General features: G+C 66.1%; 22 protein-coding genes. 20 read left to right on the forward strand and 2 right to left on the reverse strand.

Going from position 1 to position 26,185, the window contains the following annotated elements; genetic code table 11:
- The first annotated feature begins 6 nt into the window (after window positions 1-6).
- From rsmH to ftsZ, 14 genes are all read left to right on the forward strand, one after another.
- Complete coding sequence (gene rsmH / locus ACFPOU_RS18855) at window positions 7-981, forward strand: 16S rRNA (cytosine(1402)-N(4))-methyltransferase RsmH (RefSeq protein ID WP_379724940.1); 975 nt, start codon at window positions 7-9, stop codon at window positions 979-981.
- The gene (gene ftsL, locus ACFPOU_RS18860; protein ID WP_379724805.1) at window positions 978-1,253 is read left to right on the forward strand and encodes a cell division protein FtsL; all 276 of its coding nucleotides are present in this window, start codon (window positions 978-980) and stop codon (window positions 1,251-1,253) included. The genes rsmH and ftsL overlap by 4 nt, the downstream gene beginning before the upstream one ends.
- The gene (locus ACFPOU_RS18865) at window positions 1,250-3,025 is read left to right on the forward strand and encodes a peptidoglycan D,D-transpeptidase FtsI family protein (RefSeq protein ID WP_379724808.1); all 1,776 of its coding nucleotides are present in this window, start codon (window positions 1,250-1,252) and stop codon (window positions 3,023-3,025) included. The genes ftsL and ACFPOU_RS18865 overlap by 4 nt, the downstream gene beginning before the upstream one ends.
- On the forward strand, window positions 3,025-4,566 hold the full coding sequence (locus tag ACFPOU_RS18870; RefSeq protein ID WP_379724943.1) for a UDP-N-acetylmuramoyl-L-alanyl-D-glutamate--2,6-diaminopimelate ligase: 1,542 nt from the start codon (window positions 3,025-3,027) through the stop codon (window positions 4,564-4,566). Before ACFPOU_RS18865 ends, ACFPOU_RS18870 begins: the two co-directional genes overlap by 1 nt.
- Window position 4,567: 1 nt before the next feature.
- Complete coding sequence (locus ACFPOU_RS18875) at window positions 4,568-5,938, forward strand: UDP-N-acetylmuramoyl-tripeptide--D-alanyl-D-alanine ligase (RefSeq protein WP_379724811.1); 1,371 nt, start codon at window positions 4,568-4,570, stop codon at window positions 5,936-5,938.
- Window positions 5,939-7,108: a phospho-N-acetylmuramoyl-pentapeptide-transferase gene (gene mraY, locus ACFPOU_RS18880; protein ID WP_379724814.1), complete on the forward strand. Its 1,170-nt coding sequence runs from the start codon at window positions 5,939-5,941 to the stop codon at window positions 7,106-7,108.
- A complete protein-coding gene (gene murD / locus ACFPOU_RS18885; protein WP_379724817.1) occupies window positions 7,108-8,634 on the forward strand; it encodes a UDP-N-acetylmuramoyl-L-alanine--D-glutamate ligase in 1,527 nt (508 codons plus the stop codon). Before mraY ends, murD begins: the two co-directional genes overlap by 1 nt.
- On the forward strand, window positions 8,634-9,851 hold the full coding sequence (gene ftsW / locus ACFPOU_RS18890; RefSeq protein WP_379724820.1) for a putative lipid II flippase FtsW: 1,218 nt from the start codon (window positions 8,634-8,636) through the stop codon (window positions 9,849-9,851). Before murD ends, ftsW begins: the two co-directional genes overlap by 1 nt.
- Complete coding sequence (gene murG, locus ACFPOU_RS18895) at window positions 9,848-10,942, forward strand: undecaprenyldiphospho-muramoylpentapeptide beta-N-acetylglucosaminyltransferase (RefSeq protein ID WP_379724823.1); 1,095 nt, start codon at window positions 9,848-9,850, stop codon at window positions 10,940-10,942. Before ftsW ends, murG begins: the two co-directional genes overlap by 4 nt.
- Complete coding sequence (murC, locus tag ACFPOU_RS18900; protein WP_379724826.1) at window positions 10,939-12,354, forward strand: UDP-N-acetylmuramate--L-alanine ligase; 1,416 nt, start codon at window positions 10,939-10,941, stop codon at window positions 12,352-12,354. Before murG ends, murC begins: the two co-directional genes overlap by 4 nt.
- Before the next feature lie 5 nt (window positions 12,355-12,359).
- Window positions 12,360-13,307: a D-alanine--D-alanine ligase gene (locus ACFPOU_RS18905; RefSeq protein WP_379724946.1), complete on the forward strand. Its 948-nt coding sequence runs from the start codon at window positions 12,360-12,362 to the stop codon at window positions 13,305-13,307.
- A gap of 4 nt (window positions 13,308-13,311) precedes the next feature.
- A complete protein-coding gene (locus ACFPOU_RS18910; protein ID WP_379724829.1) occupies window positions 13,312-14,136 on the forward strand; it encodes a cell division protein FtsQ/DivIB in 825 nt (274 codons plus the stop codon).
- A gap of 11 nt (window positions 14,137-14,147) precedes the next feature.
- Entirely contained in the window at window positions 14,148-15,380 is a 1,233-nt protein-coding gene (ftsA, locus tag ACFPOU_RS18915; protein ID WP_379724832.1) for a cell division protein FtsA, read from the forward strand.
- A gap of 148 nt (window positions 15,381-15,528) precedes the next feature.
- A complete protein-coding gene (ftsZ, locus tag ACFPOU_RS18920; RefSeq protein WP_379724836.1) occupies window positions 15,529-16,725 on the forward strand; it encodes a cell division protein FtsZ in 1,197 nt (398 codons plus the stop codon).
- Between the two features lie 71 nt (window positions 16,726-16,796).
- Here ftsZ and ACFPOU_RS18925 read toward each other — a convergent pair whose 3' ends face one another.
- Complete coding sequence (locus tag ACFPOU_RS18925; protein ID WP_379724839.1) at window positions 16,797-18,116, reverse strand: class I SAM-dependent methyltransferase; 1,320 nt, start codon at window positions 18,114-18,116, stop codon at window positions 16,797-16,799.
- Between the two features lie 102 nt (window positions 18,117-18,218).
- Here ACFPOU_RS18925 and ACFPOU_RS18930 point away from each other — a divergent pair, with 102 nt between their 5' ends.
- From ACFPOU_RS18930 to lpxC, 4 genes are all read left to right on the forward strand, one after another.
- Window positions 18,219-18,722: a peroxiredoxin gene (locus ACFPOU_RS18930; protein WP_379724842.1), complete on the forward strand. Its 504-nt coding sequence runs from the start codon at window positions 18,219-18,221 to the stop codon at window positions 18,720-18,722.
- Window positions 18,723-18,780: 58 nt separating this feature from the next.
- Window positions 18,781-19,227 carry a GNAT family N-acetyltransferase gene (locus tag ACFPOU_RS18935; protein WP_379724845.1) on the forward strand — a complete coding sequence of 149 codons (447 nt, stop codon included), beginning with the start codon at window positions 18,781-18,783 and terminating at the stop codon, window positions 19,225-19,227.
- A gap of 44 nt (window positions 19,228-19,271) precedes the next feature.
- Window positions 19,272-20,114, forward strand: coding sequence for a DMT family transporter (locus tag ACFPOU_RS18940; protein WP_379724949.1), 843 nt, complete (start codon window positions 19,272-19,274; stop codon window positions 20,112-20,114).
- A gap of 69 nt (window positions 20,115-20,183) precedes the next feature.
- Window positions 20,184-21,119 (forward strand): UDP-3-O-acyl-N-acetylglucosamine deacetylase, encoded by a 936-nt coding sequence (gene lpxC, locus ACFPOU_RS18945; protein WP_379724849.1) that lies wholly within the window; start codon window positions 20,184-20,186, stop codon window positions 21,117-21,119.
- Between the two features lie 48 nt (window positions 21,120-21,167).
- Here the strand turns inward: lpxC and ACFPOU_RS18950 are convergent, their stop codons facing one another.
- Window positions 21,168-21,632 carry a DciA family protein gene (locus tag ACFPOU_RS18950; protein WP_379724852.1) on the reverse strand — a complete coding sequence of 155 codons (465 nt, stop codon included), beginning with the start codon at window positions 21,630-21,632 and terminating at the stop codon, window positions 21,168-21,170.
- Between the two features lie 319 nt (window positions 21,633-21,951).
- On the opposite strand from ACFPOU_RS18950, the gene secA reads away from it, so the two are divergent.
- Window positions 21,952-24,732: a preprotein translocase subunit SecA gene (gene secA, locus ACFPOU_RS18955; RefSeq protein WP_379724855.1), complete on the forward strand. Its 2,781-nt coding sequence runs from the start codon at window positions 21,952-21,954 to the stop codon at window positions 24,730-24,732.
- A gap of 209 nt (window positions 24,733-24,941) precedes the next feature.
- Window positions 24,942-26,180, forward strand: coding sequence for a bifunctional glutamate N-acetyltransferase/amino-acid acetyltransferase ArgJ (argJ, locus tag ACFPOU_RS18960; RefSeq protein ID WP_379724858.1), 1,239 nt, complete (start codon window positions 24,942-24,944; stop codon window positions 26,178-26,180).
- Window positions 26,181-26,185 lie beyond the last annotated feature (5 nt).

A 26,185-nucleotide genomic window follows, 5' to 3' on the forward strand; every position in this document is an offset into this window, starting at 1 on the left:
GCACGGATGACGATTGCCACTCCGGTGCCCGAACTGTTGCATCGCACGGTACTGCTCGAAGAAGCGGTCGACGCGCTCGACCTGACCGGCGCGCGCGCGGGCGGCCTCTATATAGACGGTACCTTCGGCCGCGGCGGCCATAGCCGGCTGATCCTGTCGCGCCTGGCCCCGCACGGGCGCCTGGTCGCCTTCGACAAGGACTTGCAGGCCATCGCCACCGCCGCCCAGATCACCGATCCACGCTTTTCGATCGTCCACGACAGCTTCGCCACCATGGGAACGGCGCTGGCCGCCCAGGGCGTGTCGCACGTGGACGGCATCCTGCTCGACCTGGGCATTTCCTCGCCCCAGGTCGACGACGCCACGCGGGGCTTCAGCTTCCGCAACGACGGCCCGCTCGACATGCGGATGGACACGACACGCGGACTCTCGGCCGCCGAATGGATAGCCACGGCGACCGAACAACAACTGGAAAAGGTGATACGGGATTATGGGGAAGAACGGTTTGCTTTTCAGATTGCAAAGGCGGTTGTTGCTCGCCGGGCAGTCGAACCAATTTCAAGCACACGCCAGCTTGCCGCAATCGTGGCAGACGCGGTCAAGACTCGGGAAAAAGGCAAGGATCCGGCCACCCGTACCTTTCAGGCTATCCGGATTTTCGTCAATCAAGAGCTTGAGGACCTCGAGGCAGGGCTGACGGCCGCCTACGCCATGCTCGCGCCCGGCTCGCGCATGTCCGTGATCAGCTTCCACTCGCTCGAAGACCGCATGGTCAAACAATTTTTCGCCGGTAAAGCGAAGCTGCCGCAACCGGACCGCCGCCTGCCGATCCGCGCCGTCGACCTGCCGCAGCCGCAGATGAAACTGATCGCCAAGATCAAGCCGTCGAGCGAGGAAGTGGCGGCCAACCCGCGCGCCCGCTCGGCGGTGCTGCGCGTGGCCGAGCGCCTGGAGGATGTGGCGAAGGGCGCAATGCGATGAGCAACAAGCTCAACATCGTGCTGGCTGCCGGCCTGATCGCGTGCGGCCTGACCCTCGTTAACGCCCGCTACCAGGCGCGCCACCTGTTCATCGAACTCGAACGCCTGCAGCAGGCTTCGCGCCAGCTCGACATCGACTGGGCCCAGCTCCAGCTCGACCAGTCCACGCTGGGCAAGAGCGAGCGCATCGAACAGATCGCCCGCACCGAATTGAACATGGCGCCGCTGACCCCGGCCCGCACCCAGTACCTGACGGCGGAGGGCGCGCGATGAAACGCGACAAGCCGTTTACCACCGGGCGCGTGGCCGCCTCGAAAGGCATGGCCTTCTCGAAAAGCCCGGTGCTGGCCGTGCGCCTGCCCGACTGGCGCTCGCGCCTGATGCTGTTCGTGCTGTTCGCCGCCTTCGCCGCGCTCGGCCTGCGCGCGCTGTGGCTGCAGGCCATGTCGACCCAGTTCCTGCAAAAGCAGGGCAAGAGCCGTTACGAGCGCACGCTCGAACTGCCGGCCACGCGCGGCAAGATCATGGACCGCAACGGCCAGGTGCTGGCTTCCTCGCTGCCGGTGAAAGCCGTCTGGGCGATTCCCGAGGACGTGCTGTCCTCGCCGCCGGAAAAACTGGCCGAGCTGGCGCGCCTGCTCGAGATGCCGGAATCGGAACTGCGCAAGAAACTCGATTCGGACCGTACCTTCGTCTACCTCAAGCGCCAGGTCGAGATGGACATCATCGCCAAGATCGACAAGCTCAAGATCAACGGCCTGGACACGCGCAAGGAATACAAGCGCTTTTACCCGCAGGGCGAAGTCATGACCCACATGGTGGGTTTCACCAACGTCGAAGACGTGGGCCAGGAAGGCATGGAGCTGGCCCAGCAAAAATCCCTGGTCGGCGTGCCGGGCAGCCGCCGCGTGATCAAGGACCGCCTGGGCCGCATCGTCGAAGACCTGGGCTTTTCGCGCGCGCCGCACGACGGCAAGGACCTCACGCTCTCGGTCGACAGCAAGCTGCAGTACATCGCCTTCACCAGCGTGAAGAACGCGGTCGAGAAGTTCAACGCCAAGGCCGGCGCCGCCGTGGTGCTGGACGTGCACACGGGCGAAGTGCTGGCGCTGGCCAACTACCCGACCTACAACCCGAACGACCGCAAGAAGCTCACCGGCGAACAGCTGCGCAACCGCGTCATCACCGATACCTACGAGCCGGGTTCGATCATCAAGCCGTTCACGGTCGCGCTGGGCCTGGAAAAGAAGATCATCACTCCGAACACGGTGTTCGATACCGGTTCCGGACGCATCACCATCGGCGGGCGCACGATGCGCGACTCGCACCCGAAACCGATGCTGACCACCAGCGGCGTCGTCCAGAAGTCGTCGAACGTCGGCGTCATCAAGATCGCGCAGATGATCCCGCCGCAGGAAATGTGGGAGCTGTACACGAAACTCGGCTACGGCCAGGCCCCGCGCTTCGGCTTCCCGGGTCCGGCCGCCGGCCGCGTGCGGCCATGGAAATCCTGGCGTCCGGTCGAATACGCGAACATGGCCTTCGGCCACGGCCTGTCGGTCTCGTTGCTGCAGATGGCGCGCTCGTACATGATTTTCGCCCGCAACGGCGACATGATCCCGCTCTCGTTCGTGAAGCTGGACGAAGAGCCGGCCGGCCAGCAGATCATCTCGCCGAAGACGGCGGCCCAGGTGCGCACCATGCTCGAATCGGTGGTGAGCCCGGAAGGGACGGCCTCGCGCGCCCAGGTGGCCGGCTACCGCGTCGGCGGCAAGACCGGCACCGCGCAAAAGATCGTCGACGGCCGCTACTCGCAGACCAGCTATGTCGGTTCCTTCGTGGGCATCGCGCCGATGTCGAAACCGCGCTTCGTGATCGCCGTGATGATCGACGACCCGAGAGGCGCCGTGCACACCGGCGGCGGCGTGGCCGCGCCGACCTTCGCCGACCTGGCGGCCAGCGCGCTCAGGGCCGACAACATTCCGCCCGATTCGTCGGTTACCGACATCATCATTCCTGAAATTCCACTCGAGGAGAGTTTGTGATGACAGCAAGTGAGCGCGACATCGGCAAGCGAGACATCGCACGATGGATCGTCGCCGCCGCACCGGGCGGCAAACTCGTATCCGACTCGCGCCAGGTGGAGCAGGGCGACGTCTTCTTCGCCTATCCGGGCGACGCCGGCGACGGCCGCCGTTTTATCCAGGCTGCCATCGACGCCGGCGCCGCCGCCGTCGTCTACGATCCGCGCGATTTCGCCTGGGACGAGGAGTTTACCGTGCCGCACCTGGCCGTACCCGGCCTTAAGCCCCAGGCCGGCGTCATCGCGCACGCCGTGTTCGGCCAACCCGACGCCGACATGTTCACCGTCGGCGTGACCGGCACCAACGGCAAGACCTCCTGCACCGTCTGGCTCGGCCAGGCCTTCGCCAAGCTCGGCGAGACCGCCGCCGTCATCGGCACGCTGGGGGTGGCCATGTTCAAGGGCCGCGGCGAACCGACCTTCCAGGTCACCGGCTATACCACGCCCGACGCCGTGCTGCTCGCGTCGCGCCTGGCGGCCGTGCGCGAAGCGGGCGCGCGCACGCTGGCCATCGAAGTGTCGTCGATCGGGCTGGAGCAGGAACGCACCGCCGGCATGCATTTCGACGTCGCGATCTTCACCAACCTGACGCGCGACCACCTCGACTACCACGGCGACATGGCAAGCTACGAAGCGGCCAAGGCCAAGCTGTTCGCCTGGCCCGGCTTGCAAACGGCGGTCGTCAACCTCGACGACCCGGCCGGACAGCGCCTGGTGGCGCGCCTGCGCGCGACTAGTCCGGCGCTGGCCGTCACCGGCTACACGCTGGAGGACGAAGCGGCGCAACCGGCAATCGAGGGCGTGACGATCCTGCGCGCGGCGAACAAGCGCAGCCGCCCGGCCGGTTCCGAATTCCAGCTCCAGGCCCCGGGCGGCAGCATGCTCGTCAAGACCCGGCTGGTCGGCCAGTTCAACATCAGCAATGCGCTGGCGGTACTGGGCGCGCTGCTGGCCAAGGGCGTGGAACTGACGGCGGCCGTCGAGGCGATCGAAGCGCTGCTGCCGGCCCCGGGCCGCATGCAGCAGGTCGGCGGCCAGGATGCGCCGCTGGTCGTGATCGATTACGCGCACACCCCTGACGCGCTGGAAAAAACCCTGCAGGCGCTGCGCCAGGTGGCGACCGAACGCGGCGGCCAGCTGTGGTGCGTGTTCGGCTGCGGCGGCGACCGCGATCCGGGCAAGCGCCCGCAGATGGGCGCGATCGCCCAGGCGGCCGATTTCGTGCTCGTCACCAGCGACAATCCGCGCGGCGAAGAGCCGGGCGCGATCATCGCCCAGATCGTGGCCGGCATGGACGCAGGCGCGCAGCACCAGGCGATCGAGGACCGCGCCACCGCGATCCTGGCCGCCGTGAAGCAGGCGAACAAGCAGGACGTGATCCTGCTGGCCGGGAAGGGCCACGAGCCCTACCAGGAAATCAAGGGCAAGAAACTGCCGTTTTCCGACGCCGACCACGCCGCGCTGGCCTTGAGCGCGCGGCTCACCATGATGAGGACGAACTAGCATGCGCGGTACGCTCGCCGAATTGATCGCGTCGATGCCCGGCTCGCTGCTGCTCGCGAACGCCAGCTTCGACCAGGTCTCGACCGACAGCCGCACGGCCAATGCCGGCGCGCTGTTCGTCGCGTTGCGCGGCGAAACCTTCGACGCCCACGATTTCCTGCCGCAGGTGGCGGCCAATGGCGCGGCCGCGGTCGTGGCGGAACGCCTGCCGGAAGGCTGGAACCTGCCGGCCATCGTGGTGCCGGACACCCTGGCCGCACTGGGCCAGATCGCCAACCATTGGCGCCGCCGGCACGCCATCCCCGTCATCGGCGTCACTGGCAGCAACGGCAAGACGACGGTCAAGGAAATGATCGCGGCGATCCTGGCCGCCGCCTTCGGGGAAGAAGCGCGCCTGGCCACGCAAGGCAATTTGAACAACGAGATCGGCGTGCCGCTGACGCTGATGCGCCTGGGAGCGTCGCACCGCGCGGCCGTGGTCGAACTGGGCATGAACCATCCGGGCGAGATCGCGCGCCTGGCGGCGATCGCCGGGCCGACCGTCGCCATGGTCAACAACGCGCAGCGCGAGCACCAGGAATTCATGCACACCGTGGAAGCGGTCGCGCTGGAAAACGGCGCCGTGCTGTCGGCGCTGCCGGCCGATGGCGTAGCCGTCTACCCGGGCGACGACACCTACACGGCGCTGTGGCGGAAACTGGCCGCGCACTGCCGCAGCATCACCTTCGGCTTTACCGACGCCTGCGATGTGCGCGCCAGCCATGTCAGCACGGGATTTGGTAACAATTTGAAAGTGACGACCCCGGACGGCGAATTCGGGTTGAAACTGGCGGCGGCAGGCGAACACAATGTGCGCAATGCGCTGGCGGCGATCGCCTGCGCGCTGGCGGCCGGCATCGCGCAGGACCTGATCGTGCGCGGACTGGAAAGCTTCGCGCCGGTCGGCGGCAGGCTGCAGCAAAAGCGGTCCGCCTGCGGCGCGCTCGTGATCGACGACACCTATAACGCCAATCCGGACTCGATGCGCGCCGCGATCGACGTGCTGGCGAGCTACCCGGCACCGCGCATCCTGGTGGTGGGCGACATGGGCGAAGTCGGCACGCAGGGACGCGAGTTCCACGAAGAGATCGGCGCGTATGCGCACAGCCGCGGCATCGAGACGGTGCTGGCGACGGGCGAGCTCTCGACCTACCTTGTGGCCAGCGGCGCACACCATTACGAGCAGTTTGACGATTTATTGGCAGCACTGGACAAGCAACTGGGCGGCAATTCTGATGCAACTGTGTTGGTGAAGGGCTCGCGTTTCATGAAGATGGAACGCGTCGTCAATCACCTGACCGGATCCACACACACTGGCAAGGACGCCCACTAAATGCTGCTCTGGCTTGCACAATACCTGCAGGACTATATCGGTCCGATGCGCGTATTTAACTTCATCACCTTCCGCGCGGTGTTCGCCACGATCACGGCGACCGCGCTCGGCCTGTTTACCGGCCCCGCCGTCATCCGCAAACTGACCGAGATGAAGGTCGGGCAGGCGGTGCGCACCCAGGGTCCGCAGACCCACCTGAAAAAACACGGGACCCCGACCATGGGCGGGGTGCTGATCCTCATTTCGATCGCCATTTCGACGCTGCTGTGGTGCGACCTGTCGAACCGCCTGATCTGGCCGGTGCTGATCGTCACGCTCGGTTTCGGCGCCGTCGGCTGGGTCGACGATTACCGCAAGGTGGTCTACCAGGACCCGGAAGGCATGCGCTCGCGCGAAAAATACTTCTGGATGTCGCTGGTCGGCCTGGCCGCCTCGCTCTATCTCGCGTTCTCGGTGTCGGCCAAGTCCCCGTGGGGCGTGGCCCAGCTGTTCTGGGCCTGGGTGCAGTCGGGCTTTTCGCTCAGCCTGCCGCCCAAGGCCGACCTGATCGTCCCCTTCTTCAAGACCATCAGCTATCCGCTGGGCGTGTGGGGCTTCATCGCGCTGACCTATTGCGTCATCGTCGGCACCTCGAACGCGGTCAATTTCACCGACGGCCTCGACGGCCTGGCGATCATGCCGACCGTGATGGTCGGCGCGGCCCTCGGCCTGTTCGCCTACCTGACCGGCAACGCCACGTTCGCGAAATACCTGTTCATCCCGCATATCGAAGGCGCCGGCGAACTGCTGATCTTCTGCGGCGCGATGGCCGGGGCGGGCCTGGCTTTCCTCTGGTATAACGCGCACCCGGCCCAGATGTTCATGGGCGACGTCGGCGCGCTGGCCCTGGGCGGCGCGCTCGGCACCATCGCCGTCATCGTGCGCCAGGAAATCGTCCTGTTCATCATGGGCGGCGTGTTCGTCGCCGAGACGCTGTCGGTGATCATCCAGGTCGCCTGGTTCAAGTTCACCAAGAAGCGCTACGGCACCGGCCGCCGCGTCTTCCTGATGGCGCCCCTGCACCACCATTTCGAACAAAAAGGCTGGAAGGAGACCAAGGTCGTGGTCCGCTTCTGGATTATCACGATGGTCCTGGTCCTCATCGGCCTGTCCACCTTGAAGCTGCGTTGATGAACTACGAAGGCAAACTCGCCCTGGTCCTTGGGCTCGGAGAATCCGGGCTCGCGATGGCGCAATGGCTCAGCCGGTGCGGCGCCTCCGTGCGCGTGGCCGATACGCGCACGGAGGCGCAGCTCGCGCAGCGCCTGGCTGCGCTGCGCGCAGCCGTACCCGGCGCCGAGTTCATCGGCGGCGAATTCACGGCCGCCCTGGTCGAAGGCGTCGATTTCGTCGCCGTCAGCCCGGGCCTGGCGCCGCACAAGGAACTGGCCTGCATCACGCCGGCCGCGCAAGACAGGAACATCCCCGTCTGGGGCGAGATCGAGCTGTTCGCCCAGGCGCTGGCCGCCCTCGAGACGGAGCGCGGCTATGCGCCGAAAGTGATCGCCATTACCGGCACCAACGGCAAGACCACCGTCACCAGCCTGACCGGTTTGCTGTGCCGCCGCGCCGGTCTCGACACGCGCGTGGCCGGCAACATCAGCCCGGCCGCGCTGGACGTGCTGCGCGCGGCCCTCGATGCGGACAAGCTGCCGCAGGCCTGGGTACTGGAACTGTCGAGCTTCCAGCTGCACCTGACCTTCAGCCTGGGCGCCGACGCGGCCACGGTCCTGAACCTCACCCAGGACCACCTGGACTGGCACGGCGACATGGCGGCCTATGCGGCCGACAAGGCGCGCATCTTCGGCGCCGGCACGACGCGCGTGCTCAACCGCGACGACGCCATCGTCATGGGCATGGCCGCACCCGGCGTGGCGCAGCTGACTTTCGGCACGGGCGAGCCGCAGGAAGCGAACAGCTTCGGCCTCGTCAGCGAGCGCGGCGTGCTGTGGCTGGCGCATGCGGCCGCCCTCGAGGAGAGCGAAAAGAAGCCGGGCAAGGGCCGCTCGAAGGCCCTGGCCGGTGAAGCAGCGCCTGCCGTCGACACCGTCGTCAACCGCCTGATGCCGGCCGACGCCCTGAAAATCCGCGGCCTGCACAATGCCTCGAACGCGCTGGCCGCGCTGGCCCTGTGCCGCGCCGCCGGCTTGCCGCTCGCGCCGCTGCTGCACGGCCTGCGCGAGTACGCGGGCGAGCCGCACCGCGTGGAACTGGTCGCCACCATCGACGGCATCGATTACTACGACGACAGCAAGGGTACCAACGTCGGCGCCACGGTGGCCGCCTTGCTCGGCCTCGGCAAGGCCTTTACCGGCGGGGACCAGCAGATCGTCCTGATCGCCGGCGGCGACGGCAAGGGCCAGGACTTCACGCCGCTGGCCGAACCGGTCGCGCGCCATGCGCGCGCGGTGCTGTTGATCGGCAAGGATGCGCCGGCCGTGAGGGCGGCGATCGAGCCGTCCGGCGTGCCTTGCTTCGATCTCGACGACTTGCCGCAGGCAGTGCGCCGCGCCGCCGGCCTGGCACGCGCCGGCGACAGCGTGCTGTTGTCGCCGGCCTGCGCCAGCCTCGACATGTTCACCAATTATGCGCACCGCGCGCAGGTGTTCGTCGAGGCCGTGCGCGAGATCGGACTGGAAAAAGGGGTGGAGCCCTGATGGCCTTCCAGATTCCCTTCAAGTTCCCGGGTTCCGCCAGCGAGGCAGGCATCGCCGAGCGCAGCCGTCCCTCCAAGATGATGGACTACGACCAGCCGCTGGTCTGGGTCACCCTGATCCTGATGCTGTTCGGGATGGTGATGGTGTATTCGGCCTCGATCGCGCTGCCGGACTCGCCCAAGTTCGCCCACCTGCTGGGCCGCCACGAATACTTCCTGTACCGCCAGGCCGGCTTCATCGCGGTGTCGATCGCGGCCGCCTTCCTCGTTTTCCGGATTCCCGTAGCCGTGCTGCAGAAGCTGGCACCGATGATGTTCGTCGCCACGCTGGTGCTGCTGATGCTGGTCCTGGTCCCGGGCATCGGCGTGTCGGTGAACGGCGCGCGGCGCTGGCTGTCGCTGAAAGTGTTCAACCTGCAGCCGTCCGAGATGATGAAGATCGTCGCGGTGCTGTACGCCGCCGACTTCACGGTGCGCAAGCAGCAGTACATGCACAAGCTGACCAAGGGCTTCATGCCGATGGCGTTCGCCATCGGCGTGGTCGGCCTGCTGCTGCTGCTCGAACCCGACCTCGGCGCCTTCGGCGTCATCGTCTGCATCGCCATGGGCATCCTGTTCCTGGGCGGCTTCAACATGATCTGGTTCGGCGGCATCGGCGCCATCCTGGTCGTCATCTTCACCTCGATCATCGCGCTCTCGCCGTTTCGCCGCGCGCGCATGTTCGCCTACCTCGACCCGTGGCAGGAAGACAATGCGCTGGACAAGGCCTACCAGCTGACGCACTCGCTGATCGCCTTCGGCCGCGGCGAGATCGCCGGCGTCGGCCTGGGCAACAGCGTCGAGAAACTGCACTACCTGCCGGAAGCGCATACCGACTTCATCCTGGCCGTGATCGGCGAGGAACTCGGCCTGATCGGCGTGCTCGTCACGCTGGCGATGTTCTACTGGCTGGTCAAGCGTGCCTTCGACATCGGCCGCCAGGCCATCGCCCTCGACCAGTTCTTCGCCGGCCTGGCAGCGAAGGGCATCGGCATCTGGGTCGGCGTGCAGACCTTCATCAACATGGGCGTGAACCTGGGCTTGCTGCCGACCAAGGGCCTGACCCTGCCCCTGATGAGCTATGGCGGCTCGGGCGTCGTCATCAACTGCGTGGGACTGGCGATCCTGCTGCGCATCGACTACGAAAACCGCGTGCTGATGCGGGGAGGGCGGCTATGACGGCGCCGGTGAAAAAGCTCATGATCATGGCGGCCGGCACCGGCGGCCACATCTTCCCGGGCGTGGCGATCGCGCAGACGATGCGCGCGCGCGGCTGGACCGTGACCTGGCTCGGCACCGCGCACGGCATGGAACGCGAGTTCGTGCCCAAACACGGCATCGAGATGGACACGATCGACTTCGCCGGCCTGCGCGGCAAGGGCTGGAACCACACCCTGACCGGCGCGGTGAAGATGGCGGCCAGCTTCGGCGCCTGCCTGCGCTATCTCGGCCAGCGCCGACCCGACGTCGTGCTGGGCATGGGCGGCTATGTGACCGTGCCGGGCGGCCTGATGGCGCGCGCGCGCGGCATTCCGCTGGCGCTGGTGAACGCCGACGCGGCCCTGCTGCTGTCGAACAAGACCCTCAGCCCGATCGCCCAGCGCGTGCTGTTCGGCTTCCCGGCCGACTTCGGCAATGCCGCGGGCAAGGCCATCGTCACCGGCAATCCGGTGCGCCAGGCGATCCTCGACCTGCCCCTGCCTGCCGAACGCTTCGCCGGCCGCACGGGTCCCCTGCGCGTGCTGGTCGTCGGCGGCAGCCTGGGCGCCAAGGTGCTCAACGACAGCGTACCGGCGGCGCTCGGCCTGATCGACGCGAACGTGCGTCCGCTGGTGACCCACCAGTCGGGCAAGAAGAATATCGAGGCCCTGCGCCAGGCCTACCAGGGCGCCGGCGTGGAAGCGAACGTGGTCGACTTCATCGACGACATGGCGGCCGCGTACGCGCAGGCCGATCTCGTGATCTGCCGCGCCGGCGCCATCACCGTGTCGGAGCTGACCGCCGCCGGGGTGGCCAGCGTGCTGGTGCCGTTCGTCGCCAGCACCACCAGCCACCAGCGCGACAACGCGGTCTGGATGGAGCGGCAGGGAGCGGCGATCCACCTGGCGCAGGGCGACTTGTCGCCCGCGCGCCTGGCGCAATTGCTGACATCGACGAGCCGTGAACGCTGCCTGGCGATGGCGCAGGCGGCGCACGGCGTGGGCAAGCGCAACGCGAACGAGGAAATTGCAGACGTGCTGGAACAATTGGCGGACAAAGAAAAACAATGAAACACAAGATCAAACACATTCACTTCGTCGGTATCGGCGGCAGCGGCATGAGCGGCATTGCCGAGGTGCTGCTCAACCTCGGCTATCAAGTCTCGGGCTCGGACTTGGGCAGCAATGCGGCCAGCACCCGCCTCAAGGAGCTGGGCGCGCGCGTCTATCTCGGCCATGCGGCCGGCAACATCCTCGGCGCCGACGCCGTCGTCACCTCGACCGCGGTGAACGAAGCCAATCCGGAGGTCATGGCCGCGCGCGGCGCCCAGGTTCCGGTGGTGCCGCGCGCGATCATGCTGGGCGAACTGATGCGCCTCAAGCGCGGCATCGCCATCGCCGGGACCCACGGCAAGACGACCACGACCAGCCTGGTCGCCTCGGTGCTGGCGCAGGGCGGGCTCGATCCGACCTTCGTCATCGGCGGCAAGTTGAACAGCGCCGGCGCGAACGCGAAGCTGGGCACCGGCGACTACATCGTGGCCGAAGCCGACGAATCGGACGCCTCGTTCCTGAACCTGACGCCGATGATCGAGGTCATCACCAACATCGACGCCGACCACATGGAAACCTACGAGCACGACTTCGAGAAGCTGAAGGCCGCGTTCGTGAACTTCACCCACCGCCTGCCGTTCTACGGCCGCGTGATGATGTGCATCGACGACCGCCACGTGCGCTCGATCCTGCCGCAGGTGACCAAGCCGGTCACCACCTACGGCTTCTCGGAAGAAGCGCAAGTGCGCGCCATGGATGCCTACGCCGACGGCGTGCACATGCATTTCACCGTGCGCCAGGACGGCTATCCGGACACCAAGTTCGTGCTGAACCAGCCGGGCATGCACAATGTGCTCAACGCCTGCTCGGCCATTGCGATCGCGCGCGAGATCGGCATCGACGACGCCGCCACCGCGCAGGGCTTGCTGGAATTTCGTGGCGTCGGCCGCCGCTTCACGCGCTACGGCGAGGTGCAACTCGAGGGCGGCGGCAGCTTCACCCTGGTCGACGATTTCGGCCACCATCCGGTCGAGACCGAGGTCACGCTCGCCGCGGCGCGCGCCGCCTACCCGGGCCGGCGCCTGGTGCTGGCCTTCCAGCCGCACCGCTACAGCCGCACGCGCGACCTGTTCGAGGATTTCGTGAAAGTCCTCGCGGCGCCGGACGTGCTGCTGCTGTCGGAAGTCTACCCGGCCGGCGAAGCGCCGATCGTGGCGGCCGACGGCCGCGCCCTGGCGCGCTCGCTGCGCGCCGGCGGCAAGATCGAACCGATTTTCGTGGAAACGATCGCCGAGATGCCGGCGGCGATCCTCCAGGTGGCGAAGGACGGCGACGTCGTCCTCACCATGGGCGCCGGCTCGATCAGCGGCGTACCGGCAAAATTAACCGAGCTAACTGAACAACTCACCTCGCAAAAGGTTCCATCGTGAGCGATATCATCACCAACTTCGGCAAGGTCGGCGTCCTGTACGGCGGCCGCTCGGCCGAGCGCGACGTCTCCATCATGTCCGGCACCGGCGTGCTGCAGGCCTTGAAGAGCCGCGGCATCGACGCGCACGGCTTCGATCCCGCCGAGCGTTCGCTGGCCGAGCTGGCCGCCGAGCGCTTCGATTGCGTCTTCATCGCGCTGCACGGCCGCTATGGCGAAGACGGCAGCCTGCAGGGCGCCCTCGAGCAGCTCGGCATTCCCTACACCGGCAGCGGCGTCATGGCGTCGTCGGTCGGCATGGACAAGATCACGACCAAGATCATCTGGGTGTCGAAGAACATCCCGACCCCGCGCTACGCCAGCGTCGCCCCGGGCGACGACCTCGACGCCATCGTGGCCGACCTGGGCCTGCCGCTGATCGTCAAGCCGCCGCTCGAGGGCTCGACCATCGGCATCACCAAGGTCGAAGCGGCCGAGCAATTCGAGGCGGCCGTCGCGCTGGCCCTGGATTTCGACGAGACCGTGCTGGCCGAGGAATTCGTCACCGGCCGCGAGTTCACGGTCGCCGTGCTCGGCTCCGGCAAGAACGCGCGGGCACTGCCGATCGTCGAGATCGTCGCGCCTGCGGGCAATTACGACTACCAGAACAAGTATTTTTCGGACGACACCCAGTACCACTGCCCGGCGAAACTCGACGATGCATTGACGGCGCAGATCCAGCAGCACGCGGTCGACGCCTACCGCGCGCTCGGCTGCGAGGGCTGGGGCCGGGTCGACGTGCTGGTGCGCGAGAGCGACATGCGCCCGTTCCTGCTGGAAGTGAACACCTCGCCCGGCATGACCAGCCATTCGCTGGTGCCGATGGCGGCGCGCGCGGTCGGCATCGGCTATGAAGACCTGTGCATCGAGATCCTGCGTTCGGCGCGCTGCAAGATGGTGAAGGCACAAGGCTGAACTTATGTGGCATGACGTACGCGCCCTCAACGCCACTGCCAGTACCATGCTGGCAGCGACGCTGCTCGCCGCTATCGCGTCGGGGGTGTGGTGGCTGTCGCAGCGTCCGATGTTCACGCTGCGCGAAGTGCGTGTCGAAAGTATCTATCGCATCGACCTCAAGCATGTGAACGAATTGACGGTCAGAAATAGCGTGCTGGGCAAGATCCGCGGGAATTTCTTCACCACGGATCTCGAACAGGTGCGCACCACCTTCGAAGCGGTGCCCTGGGTGCGCCGCGCAACGGTGCGCCGCGAGTGGCCGGACCGCCTGATCGTGGAAGTGGAAGAGCATGAAGCGCTCGGTACCTGGGGCGAGGGACGCCTGCTGTCGGTGAAGGGCGATGTCTTCACCGCCAACCTCGCCGAGGCCGACGACGATCATGCACTGCCTGCCTTCGTGGGACCGGTCGGCAGCGAAAAGGATGTGCTGGCACGCTTTTCCGAACTGCGCGCGTGGTTTGCGCCGGTCAAGCTGGTACCGCAGGAGTTGTCGCTGTCGTCGCGTTATGCCTGGACCGTCAAGCTCGACAACGGCATGAGCGTGGAGCTCGGCCGCGAGCAGGACAAAAATACCGTCAAGGCGCGCGTGCAGCGCCTGGTCGGGGTCTACCCGCAGCTGGTCGCCCGGCTGCAGGAAGGCCGTATCGATACGATCGACATGCGCTACCCGAACGGGCTGGCGCTGTCCTCCGCGGCATTGACCGTGCCGGCGGATGCCACCAAGCCTGTGAAGGCCGCGGTAAAGAAGAAAAAAACTCCGACTAACAAGACAACAAAGAACATCTAAGCAGGCGAGCAATGACAAAAGACGCGAAAAACCTGATCGTCGGCCTCGACATCGGCACCTCGAAGGTGGTGGCGGTCGTGGCCGAGGTGATGTCCGACGGACGCCACGAGGTCATCGGCCTCGGTCAGCACGAGTCGAAGGGATTGAAGAAGGGCGTCGTGGTCAACATCGAGGCCACCGTCGAGTCGATCCAGCGCGCGCTCGAGGAGGCCGAGCTGATGGCCGACTGCAAGATCCGCAATGTCTACGCAGGCATCGCCGGCAGCCATATACGTTCGTTCAACTCGAGCGGCATGGTGGCGATCAAGGACAAGGAAGTCACGCAAACGGACGTCGCGCGCGTGATCGAGACGGCCAAGGCGGTCAACATCCCGACCGACCAGCAGCTGCTGCACACGGTGCCGCAGGAGTTCATCGTCGACAACCAGGAAGACGTGCGCGAGCCGATCGGCATGAGCGGCATCCGCCTGGAAGTGCGCGTGCACATCGTCACCGGCGCGGTGTCGGCGGTGCAGAACATCGTCAAGTGCGTGCGCCGCTGCGGCCTGGAAGTGTCGGACCTGATCCTGCAGCCGATGGCGTCGGCCGACGCCGTGCTCACCACCGACGAGAAGGAACTGGGCGTCGTCATCATCGATATCGGCGGCGGCACCACCGACATCGCTGTCTTTTCCGACGGTGCGATCCGCCACACGGCCGTGATCCCGATCGCCGGCGACCAGATCACCAGCGACATCGCGATGGCCTTGCGTACGCCGACCGGCGAAGCGGAGGAAATCAAGCTGCGCTACGGCGTGGCCAAGCAGGTGCTGGCCGATCCGGGCGAGACGCTCGAAGTGCCGGGCCTGGGCGACCGCGGCCCGCGTGCGTTGAGCCGCCAGGCGCTGGCCGCCGTCATCGAGCCGCGCGTGGAAGAGCTGTTCGCGATGGTGCACCAGGTGGTGCGCGAGTCCGGCTACGAGGGCGTGCTCTCGTCGGGCATCGTGCTCACCGGCGGCACCTCGATGATGCCGGGGATGATCGAGATGGCGGAAGACATGTTCCTGAAGCCGACGCGCCTGGGCACGCCGGACTACCGCGGCCAGCTCGCCGACGTCGTGCGCAGCCCGCGCTACGCGACGGTATTGGGGCTGTTGATGGAAGCGAAAAAACAGTATTTGCGGGGCCACATCGTCACGCGTCAGGATGGCTCGGTAAAGGCGGTGTGGCAGCGCATGAAGGAATGGTTCTTGGGGAATTTCTAAGCAGCAAGCAACAGACTCAAACAAGCGTCTTTGATTCGATACAAAACACATATTTTTTATAATACCAAGCAGTATCCATGCGCTAGGCCTGATAACCTTATGAGGTTTGGTGCATGGATAGCGCACTTTGAAAATTAGGAGTCACATCATGGAGTTCGATATGGTCGATAACGCAGCACTGGGAACGGTGATCAAGGTCGTCGGCGTGGGTGGTGCAGGCGGCAACGCGGTGCAGCACATGATCAACAAAGGTGTATCGGGCGTCGAGTTCATCGCCGCCAACACCGATGCCCAGGCGCTTGCCGTGTCGAGTGCGGACAACATCATCCAGATCGGCGAATCGGGCCTCGGCGCCGGCATGCGCCCTGAAGTCGGCCGCCAGCTGGCCGAACAGACCCGCTCGCGCATCGAGGACTCGCTGCGCGGCGCGCACATGGTCTTCATCGCCGCCGGCATGGGCGGCGGCACCGGCACCGGCGCCGCGCCGATCGTGGCCGAAGTGGCCAAGACGATGGGCGCCCTGACGGTGGCCGTGGTCTCGAAGCCGTTCTCGTACGAAGGCCAGAAGTGCATGGACGTGGCCGAAGCGGGCCTGGAAGAGCTGTCGAAGCACGTCGATTCGCTGATCATCATCCTGAACGAAAAGCTGGAAGAGATCTACGAAGACGAATCGATGCTCGACTGGATGAAGCACGCCGACGACGTCCTGAACAACGCCGTTGCCGGTATCGCCGAGATCATCAACGTGCCGGGCCACATCAACGTCGACTTCAACGACGTCAAGACGATCATGAGCGAGCAGGGCAAGGCGATGATGGGCACCGCCACCGCGTCGGGCGTGGACCGCGCGCGCATCGCCGCCGAACAGGCAGTCGCTTCGCCGCTGCTCGACGGTATCGACCTGTCGGGCGCCAAGGGCGTGCTGGTCAACGTGACGGCGAGCCGCGGCCTGAAGGGCAAGGAGATCAAGGAAGTCATGGCCGCCGTGCGCGCCTTCGCCGCACCGGATGCGTCGATCGCCCAGGGCATCGCCTACGACGACGCGATGGGCGACGAAATCCGCGTGACGGTCGTCGCGACGGGCCTGGGCAAAGCCAAGAAGATGCAGCTGGTGCAGCCGCAGCAGGTGCTGCGCACCGGTACCTACAACGCGCCGATGATGGCCGGTACTGCCGCCGTCCCCGCCGGCGTGAGCATGGGCCACGCGGCCGTCGGCGGCGACGCCGGCATGAAGCAGCCGGCCGTCTGGCGCCGCGAGCAGGCGTCCGAACAGGTGCAGGCAATGCAGCGCAACGGTGTCGAGACCTACGACATTCCGGCTTTCCTGCGCAAGCAAGCCGACTAAGCTTTTCGACGCTTCATGAAAAACCGGGATCGGAGCGTGGCTCCGGTCCCGGTTTTTTCATTCGTCCGCGTTCAGCGGCAGCTGACGTGGCGCAGCAGCATGCGTTCGATCGCGTTGAGCAGGCCGTAGACGGGCGCGAAGTCGGCGAACAGGGCCGCGTTGTCGGGTAGCGGGCCGCCGCCGGCCAGGCCCGCGCGCACCAGGTCGAAGATCTGGCCGAAGCTGCGCTTGCCGTCGACCAGGCCGAGCACCCGGCCCGCATACAGGCCGGCGTCGACCGCGGCGGTAAGGCGCAGGTGCGGGTGGGCCAGCATCGTCGGCGCGCCGTTCTTCGGCGCGAACATCTGCGCCAGCGCCTTCGGGTCGAGCGGCTCGTGGAAATAGAAGGGAATGAAGTCGGCCTGTCCGTAGGGCGCCCTGGCCGCAGCGCCCGGGGTCAGGTACATGGTGTGGCGGGTAATGTCGCCGATCAGCAGTTCCGACATCGCATGGCGCGCGCGTTCGCTCATGGCCGGCAGGCGCGCGCGCAACTGGCGCGCATCGAGCCCCAGCGTCAATTCGGGCAGGTAGGGAAAACGCCCGCGGTTGACGTCCGACAGCTCGATGTTGAAACCGTGGCCGTCGCCCAGCCAGGCATGAATTTCCTCGACCGTATAGGCACGGTCCTGCGTGTGCAAGAGCGAATCGTAGATGCCGGCGTCGGTGTCGTTGTCGCCGTACAGCTCGCCGGCGCGGCGGTACCAGTTTCCCTGCGGGAGCGCCTGCAGCACTTCCCTGGCCTGCGCGATCTTGTCCTGCTCGCTGCAGCCGGCGTTCGACAGGCGCAGCAGCTGCTGCATGTGATAGACACCGGTGCGGCCGATGGCGCCGTAGACCATCAATGCGATCGCGCCGTCCGGGGCCAGCACGCTCTTCAGGGCGCGCAGGCCGGCATCCGGATCGGCCAGGTGGTGCAGCACGCCGCAGCAGTTGATGTAGTCGAAGCGGCCGAGGCCGAGTTCCGGAATGTTCAGGATCGAATCGTGGACCCAGCGGATGTTGGCCAGGCGCCGGATGTGGGCGCGCTGCTGCGCCAGCGCGATGCTGGCCATGCTGAGGTCGAGGTGCACGATCTCGGCATTCGTCCCGCGCAGCTGCTCGGCCAGGAAGATGGTTGCGTCGCCAGTCCCGCCGCCCGCCACCAGCACCCGGAAGCCGCTGCCGAAGGTTTGCCGGCCGCCGAAGCAGTAGTGATTGATCATCGGCAGGTCTTCGAGCCAGGTGCGCTGCAGGCGCCGGTGTTCGTCGCGGGGATCGACCGGAGGGTAGGGCAGGCGTTCGTACTGCGCCTTCACGTCGGGAAGATAGTTCTCGTTGTTCATCTGGAAGCCGGGGCGGGTGGTGTCCTTCATCTTGCTGGCAATTGTTTAAATAAGCAAGACGGCGGCGACCAGCAAAAACGGCGTGATTCCGGCATACTTGGGGTTTTGGCACGACCACATCAAGGAACCATCATGACCGTCAAGATTGGCGACCGCCTGCCGGAAGGCACCCTGGCCGAATTCATCGAAACCGAAACCGAAGGCTGCGCGCTCGGCCCGAACATGTTCCAGGTGAGCGAGCTGGCCAAGGGCAAGAAGATCGCCATCTTCGGCTTGCCGGGTGCCTTCACGCCGACCTGCTCGGCCAAGCACGTGCCGGGCTACGTCCAGAACGCGGACGCATTGAAAGCCAAGGGCGTCGACGAAATCTGGTGCATCTCGGTGAACGACGCCTTCGTCATGGGCGCCTGGGGCCGCGACCAGAAATCGACCGGGATCGTGCGCATGATGGCCGACGGGAACGCCGCTTTTTCCAAGGCCCTCGGCCTGGACGCGGACTTCTCCAGCAAAGGCATGGGCACGCGCTCGCAGCGCTACTCGATGCTGGTCGAGGACGGCGTGGTTACCCGGCTCAATGTCGAGCAGGGCGGCTTCGATGTCTCGAGCGCCGAAACGATGCTGTCGCAACTGGGCTGATCGCCCCCTTCCGTGTTATTCGACGGCGCCGCGGCGCCGTTTTTTTGTCTGCCAGCCCATGCATATCGAACCCGAAACCCCGGACCAGCCGGAAGTGGCCGCCCTGCTCGCGCAGCTCCACGCGCTGCTTCTCGCGCTCTATCCCGCGGCGCGCCGTTCCCCGCCTGCGCTCGCGGCCTTGCAGCAGCCCGAGGTGCGCTTTCTCGTCGCGCGCGACGACGCCGGACGCGCCGCGGGCTGCGTCGCGCTCAAGCGCCATGATGGATATGGCGAGGCCAAATGCATGGTCGTCGACGCGGCCGCGCGCGGGCAGGGCATCGGCCGCGCGCTGCTCGAGCAGCTGGCGCTGCACGCGCTGGCGGCCGGGGTGCACGAACTCAGGCTCACGACCGGCGCGCGCCAGCGCGATGCGATCGCCTTGTACGAGCGCTTCGGCTTCACCCGCTGCGCGCCCTACGGCGGCGCAGTCGGCGCGGACGAGGTCTGCATGGAGAAGCGCTTGTGACCGGAACGGGCGCGATGAGCGGCAACCTGCGCAGCATCTACGCGATGCTGGTCGCCGTCTTCATGTTCTCGCTGATGGACACGGCCATGAAGCTGCTGGCCGCGCACTATCCGTCGATGCAGGTGGCGGCCTTGCGCTCGCTGTCCTCGCTGCCGCTGGTGTGCGCCTACGTCGCCTGGCGCGGCGGCTTCGGCACCATGCTGAAGGTGCGCTGGCCGCTGCACCTGCTGCGCGCGGGGCTCGGTATCGCCATGCTGGCGCTGTTCGCGTTCGGGCTGAAAAAACTGAGCCTGGCCGAAGCCTATTCGATCTTCTTCATCGCGCCGGCGCTGATCACGGCCATGTCGGTGTTCTTCCTGAAAGAGACGGTGGATCTGGCGCGCTGGATCGCCATCGCCGTCGGCCTGGGCGGCGTGCTGGTCGTGCTGCGTCCCGAAGGCGAGGGCATGCTGACCCTGGGCGGGCTGGCGATCCTGGGCTCGGCCGTGTGCTACGCCATTTCGGCGATCGCCGCGCGCGTCCAGTCGCGCACCGACAGCACGCGCCAGATGATGTTCTGGCTGATGCTCCTGATGTCGATCGGCGCGACCGCGCTGGCGGCGCCGGAATGGGTGGCGCTCGACCCGGCGCACGCTTGGCTGCTGGCCGGGCTGGCGGTGAGCGGCTTCTTCGGCCAGCTGGCGATCACCGAAGCGTTCAGCCATGGAGAGGCTTCGGTGGTCGCCCCTTTCGAGTACTCGGCCCTGGCCTGGGGCGTGGCGATCGACTGGCTGCTGTGGCAGGCGCTGCCGGACCGCTACACGCTGGTCGGCGCGGCCATCATCATCGGCAGCGGCATCTACCTCGTCCGTCACGAGAAGGTCCACGCGGAAGCCGAGCATCCCTGACAAGGTGGCATTGCCGAGCTGCAAGTGCCGAGCCCGGCACCGATTTTCAAGCGGCGATATAATCGGTCCATGCTCAAACAACGAACCATCAAAGAACTGGTACGCACGACCGGCGTCGGGCTGCACTCGGGCCGCAAGGTCGAACTGACGCTGCGTCCGGCCGCGGTCGATACCGGCATCGTGTTCCGCCGCGTCGACCTCGATCCGGTCGTTGAATTCCCGGCGAGCGCCGAGGTCGTGGGCGACACGCGGATGGCCTCGGTGCTGATCAAGAACGAGGCCCGCGTCTCGACGGTCGAACACCTGATGTCGGCCTGCGCCGGTCTCGGCATCGACAACCTGTACATCGAGGTGACGGCCGAGGAAATTCCGATCATGGACGGCTCGGCGTCGTCCTTCGTGTTCCTGCTGCAGCAGGCGGGCGTGCAGGACCAGGGCGCGCCGAAGAAATTCATCCGCGTGCTGAAGGAAGTCGAAGTGCGCCAGGGCAGCGGCAACAACGAAAAATGGGCGCGTCTGCTCCCGCACGACGGCTTCAAGCTCGACTTCTTCATCGAATTCAACCACCCGGCGGTCGACGGCACGATGCAGAATGCCACGGTCGACTTCGCCCACGTATCCTACGTGCACGACGTGGCGCGCGCGCGTACCTTCGGTTTCATGCAGGACGTGGAAAGCCTGCGCGGCATGGGCCTGGCCCGCGGCGGCTCGCTGGAAAACGCGATCGTGATGGACGAGTACCGCATCCTGAACGCGGACGGCCTGCGCTACGACGACGAATTCGTGCGCCACAAGATTCTCGATGCGATCGGCGACCTGTACCTGGTCGGGCACCCGCTGCTGGCGGCCTACCAGGCGCACAAGTCGGGGCATGCCTTGAACAACGATTTGCTGCGCGCGCTGCTGGCGCGGCCGGACGCCTACGAAATCGTGTCCTTCGATGCGATCGACGGGGCGCCGCCGTCGTATGTGAAGCAGATGCAGCAGGAGTGGGCGCAGACCTGAGTACGCGCCCATGCGGAAAGACCGCCGCGGCTGCTTGCAGCGTCTTGCCTAGCGCCGCTTCGCCGCCAATCGCTTGATGGCCGCCACCAGCGCCGCATTCTGCGGCGTATCCGGCAAACTGTCGCCGAGTTCCTCGAAAGCATCGACTGCCGTCGGCGGCAATTCCAGCACCCGCGTTTCCACCCGGGGCGGCATCGCGCGCGTGACCTGCACTTTCAGGCGCATCGAGGCGACTTGCCAGCCGCGCGCCAGCAGGGTGCCTTGCAGCTTCGGCAGCTGCTGCTTCAGGCGCGCCGCCACCGCCGAACTCGGCACGGCGAGGGTCAGCACGCCGTCCTGGAAAGCGAGCACGTCGCAGTTGCCGGCCATGGCCGGCAGCGCCAGGCCGACGTCGCGCTGCAGGTCGGCCATGCGCAAGGCCGTCGGCAGCAGGCTCGCCATGCGTTCGTTCGAACGCAGGAAGTCCGTGACGTCGAACGAAGTCTTGCGGTTGCGGGTGCCGTAAATGTGCATCGAGCGCGGATGAAAGAGTGGGCGACAAGGCCGCAACATACCATACGCGGCCACGGGACGCGGCAATCCGTTGCGAACCAGTCAATCTGACAACATTCTTTCGGGCACGATACTTGTTATCCTGCCTATCATCCCCAAGTGTGGCCGCATCGCATGATAAAATCATTCGCTTTATGCCACCCGTCAGCCTTGGGGAACCCGGCAAAACCGCAGCGAGCGGCAGGCCAGCGCGCAGCAGGTTTTCAGGATTGCCTTGAGTAGGTATCTCGTTTGATATCATCCCTGGCTCTTTTTGCGGCGTCTTTTTAAGAAACCTAGCATGTCATTACTGACCCAGATTTTCGGTAGCCGCAACCAGCGGCTGCTCAAGCAATATCAAAAAACCGTGCGTCAGATCAGCGCGCTCGAGCCGCAGATGGAGGCGCTGTCCGACGCCGAACTCCAGGCCAAGACGCCGCAATTCAAGGACCGCGTCGCCAAGGGCGAGTCGCTCGACGCCATCCTGCCCGAGGCGTTCGCCGTCTGCCGCGAAGCCGCCAAGCGCGTCCTGAAGATGCGCCACTTCGATGTCCAGATGATCGGCGGCATGGTCCTGCACGAAGGCAAGATCGCCGAGATGGGCACGGGCGAGGGCAAGACCCTGATGGCGACGCTGCCGGTCTACCTGAATGCGCTGGCCGGCAAGGGCGTGCATGTCATTACCGTCAACGATTACCTGGCGCAGCGCGATGCCGACTCGATGGGCCGCCTGTACGGCTGGCTCGGCCTGACCACCGGCGTGAACCTGTCGCAGATGGACCACGGCACCAAGCAGGCCGCCTACGGTTCCGACATCACCTACGGCACTAACAACGAATTCGGTTTCGACTACCTGCGCGACAACATGGTCTACGAGGCGCGCGAACGCGTGCAGCGCGGCCTGAACTTCGCCGTGGTCGACGAGGTCGACTCGATCCTGATCGACGAAGCGCGTACGCCCTTGATCATCTCGGGCCAGGCCGAGAACCATACCGACCTGTACCACCGCATGAACGAAGTGCCGCCGCAGCTGGTGCAGCAGATCGGCGAGGAAACCCCGGACGGCAAGGGCGTCATCGAAGTTCCGGGCGACTATATCAAGGACGAGAAAGCGCACACCGTGCTGCTGACCGAAGCCGGCCACGAGAACGCGGAAGCCATCCTCACCAGGATGGGCCTGCTGCCGGAAGGCGCCTCGCTGTACGACGCGGCCAACATCACGCTGATCCACCACCTGTATGCGGCGCTGCGCGCCCACGTCCTGTACCACAAGGACCAGCATTACGTGGTGCAGAACAATGAAGTCGTGATCGTCGACGAATTCACCGGCCGCCTGATGACGGGCCGCCGCTGGTCCGACGGCCTGCACCAGGCGGTCGAAGCCAAGGAAGGCGTGCGCATCCAGAACGAGAACCAGACCCTGGCCTCGATCACCTTCCAGAACTACTTCCGCATGTACACCAAGCTGGCCGGCATGACCGGTACGGCCGACACCGAAGCCTACGAGTTCCAGGAAATCTACGGCCTCGAAACCGTCGTCATCCCGCCGAACCGTCCTTCGCAGCGCAAGGACCGCCAGGACCAGGTCTATAAGTCGTCGCAGGAAAAATACAATGCGATGCTGGTCGACATCCAGGATTGCTACGAGCGCGGCCAGCCCGTGCTGGTGGGCACGACCTCGATCGAGAACTCGGAACTGCTCTCCGGCATCCTGACCAAGGCCGGCCTGCCGCACAACGTCCTCAACGCCAAGCAGCACGCCCGGGAAGCGGAAATCATCGCCCAGGCGGGCCGTCCGAAGATGATCACCATCGCGACCAACATGGCCGGCCGCGGTACCGACATCGTCTTGGGCGGCAACGTCGAGAAGCAGATCCAGATCATCGAAGCGAACGCCAGCCTGTCGGAAGCCGAGAAAGCGGCCCAGTCGCAGCAGCTGCACGACGAATGGCAATCGCTGCACGACCACGTGGTGGGCGCCGGCGGATTGCACATCGTCGGCACCGAGCGCCACGAATCGCGGCGCGTCGACAACCAGCTGCGCGGCCGTTCGGGCCGCCAGGGCGATCCGGGCTCGTCGCGCTTCTACCTGTGCCTGGACGACACGCTGCTGCGCATCTTCGCGGGCGACCGCGTGCGCGCCATCATGGAACGCCTGAAGATGCCGGAAGGCGAGCCGATCGAAGCGGGCATCGTCAGCCGTTCGATCGAGACCGCCCAGCGCAAGGTCGAGGCCCGCAACTTCGACATCCGCAAGCAGCTGCTCGAGTACGACGACGTCGCCAACGACCAGCGCAAGGTGATCTACACCCAGCGTAACGAGTTGCTGGAAGCGGCCGACATTTCGGAACTGATCGCCTCGCTGCGCGCCGGCACCTACACCGACCTGGTGCGCACCTACGTGCCGGCCGAATCGGTCGAGGAGCAGTGGGACATCAAGTCGCTGCAATCGGTGCTGGCCTCGGAGTGGGCGCTCGACGTACCACTCGAGCAGATGCTGGTCGACGAGCCGAACCTGAACGACGACGACATCCTGGAACGGGTGCTGGCCGCGGCCGATGCCTCGTACAACGCCAAGATCGCTGTCGTGGGCAAGGAATCCTTCGGCGGCTTCGAGCGCAACGTCATGCTGCAAAGCGTCGACACGCACTGGCGCGAACACCTGGCGGCGCTGGATCACCTGCGCCAGGGTATCCACCTGCGCGGCTATGCGCAGAAGAACCCGAAGCAGGAATACAAGCGCGAAGCCTTCGAGCTGTTCGGCAGCATGCTCGACCAGATCAAGAACGAGGTCATTCGCACCGTCATGACGGTCCGGATCCAGTCGCGCGAAGAAGTCGAGGCGGCGGAGGCGGCCATGGCGGCGCAGCATGCGCAGCTGGAAAACATCAACTACCAGCACTCCGACTTCAACCCGTCGGCCGCGCCGGAAGAACTGCTGGCGCCGGTCGCCACGCCGTCCACCACGCCGGTCGCCGCCGAAGACCATAGCACCTACCTGGGTGTGAAGGTGGGCCGCAACGATCCATGCCCTTGCGGCAGCGGCAAGAAGTTCAAGCAGTGCCACGGCAAGCTGGCCTGAGCCGGCTGCCGCAGACAGAAGGCGTCCCGCGGGACGCCTTTTTCGATGGCATCCGCCGGCAGCCCGTGGCCGCTCCGGTCGAGCCGGCTCCGTAGCGCACGCACCCACGCGCCCGCGTCGCCCTGCCGGGTGGCGATGGCCAGCGCCGCGCGCCGCCTGCCGCGCGCGCAGTACAATATCGGATTCGAAATCTTTCCATTGAGACCACCATGGCCGTGAATTCCCCCCTGCCTGTCGCCGCCGACCTGACACCGGTCGCCGGCATCGAGATCGGCTTCGCCCAAGCCGGCATCAAGAAGCCCAACCGCAAGGATCTGCTGGTAATGCGCCTGGCCGACGGCGCCACCGTTGCCGGCGTGTTTACCCTGAATCGCTTTTGCGCGGCGCCGGTGCAGGTCAGCAAGGCCAACCTGGCGGCGGTGCACGGCGGCGGCAAACCGATCCGCGCGCTGGTGATCAACACCGGCAATGCGAACGCCGGCACCGGCGAGCCGGGCCTGGCCCATGCCCGGGCCACCTGCGCCGAAGTGGCGCGCCTGCTCGGCTGCGACGCGCAGCAGGTGCTGCCATTCTCCACCGGCGTGATCCTCGAACCGCTGCCGCTGCCGAAGATCGTCGCCGGCCTGCCGGCCGCGGTCGCCAATCTCCGCGCCGACAACTGGTTCAACGCGGCCGAGGCGATCATGACGACCGACACCCAGCCGAAAGCGGCCTCGCGGTCGGTCACCATCGGCGGCCACGTGGTCACCATGACCGGCATCAGCAAGGGCGCCGGCATGATCAAGCCGAACATGGCGACCATGCTCGGCTACCTGGCCTTCGACGCCAGGGTGGCGCAGCCGGTGCTCGATGAACTCGTCAAATACGCGGCCGACCGCTCCTTCAACAGCATCACCATCGACGGCGACACCTCGACCAACGATTCCTTCATGCTGATGGCCACCGGCGCCGGCGGCCTGGTCGTGAACGAAGCGTCCGGACCCGATTACGAGGCGCTGCGGGATGCGGTCACCGAGCTCTCGCGCAACCTGGCGCAGCAGATCATCCGCGACGGCGAAGGCGCGACCAAGTTCATCACCATCACGGTCGAGCAGGGCCGCAGTCTGGAGGAATGCCGCAAGATCGCCTACGCGATCGCCCACTCGCCGCTGGTGAAGACCGCCTTCTTCGCCTCGGACCCGAACCTGGGCCGCATCCTGGCCGCGGTCGGCTATGCCGGCGTCGACGACCTGGACGTGACCAAGCTCGACCTCTACCTGGACGACGTGCTGGTGGCGCAAGCGGGCGGACGCAATCCAGGCTACCAGGAAGCGGACGGCCAGCGCGTGATGAAGCAGGCCGAGATCCTGGTGCGCGTGACGCTCGGACGGGGCGACGCCTCGGCCACGGTCTGGACCTGCGACCTGTCGCACGACTACGTCAGCATCAACGCCGACTACCGTTCGTAGGCGCA

This window comes from Massilia jejuensis (assembly GCF_042656795.1).
GTDB lineage: Bacteria > Pseudomonadota > Gammaproteobacteria > Burkholderiales > Burkholderiaceae_D > Telluria > Telluria jejuensis.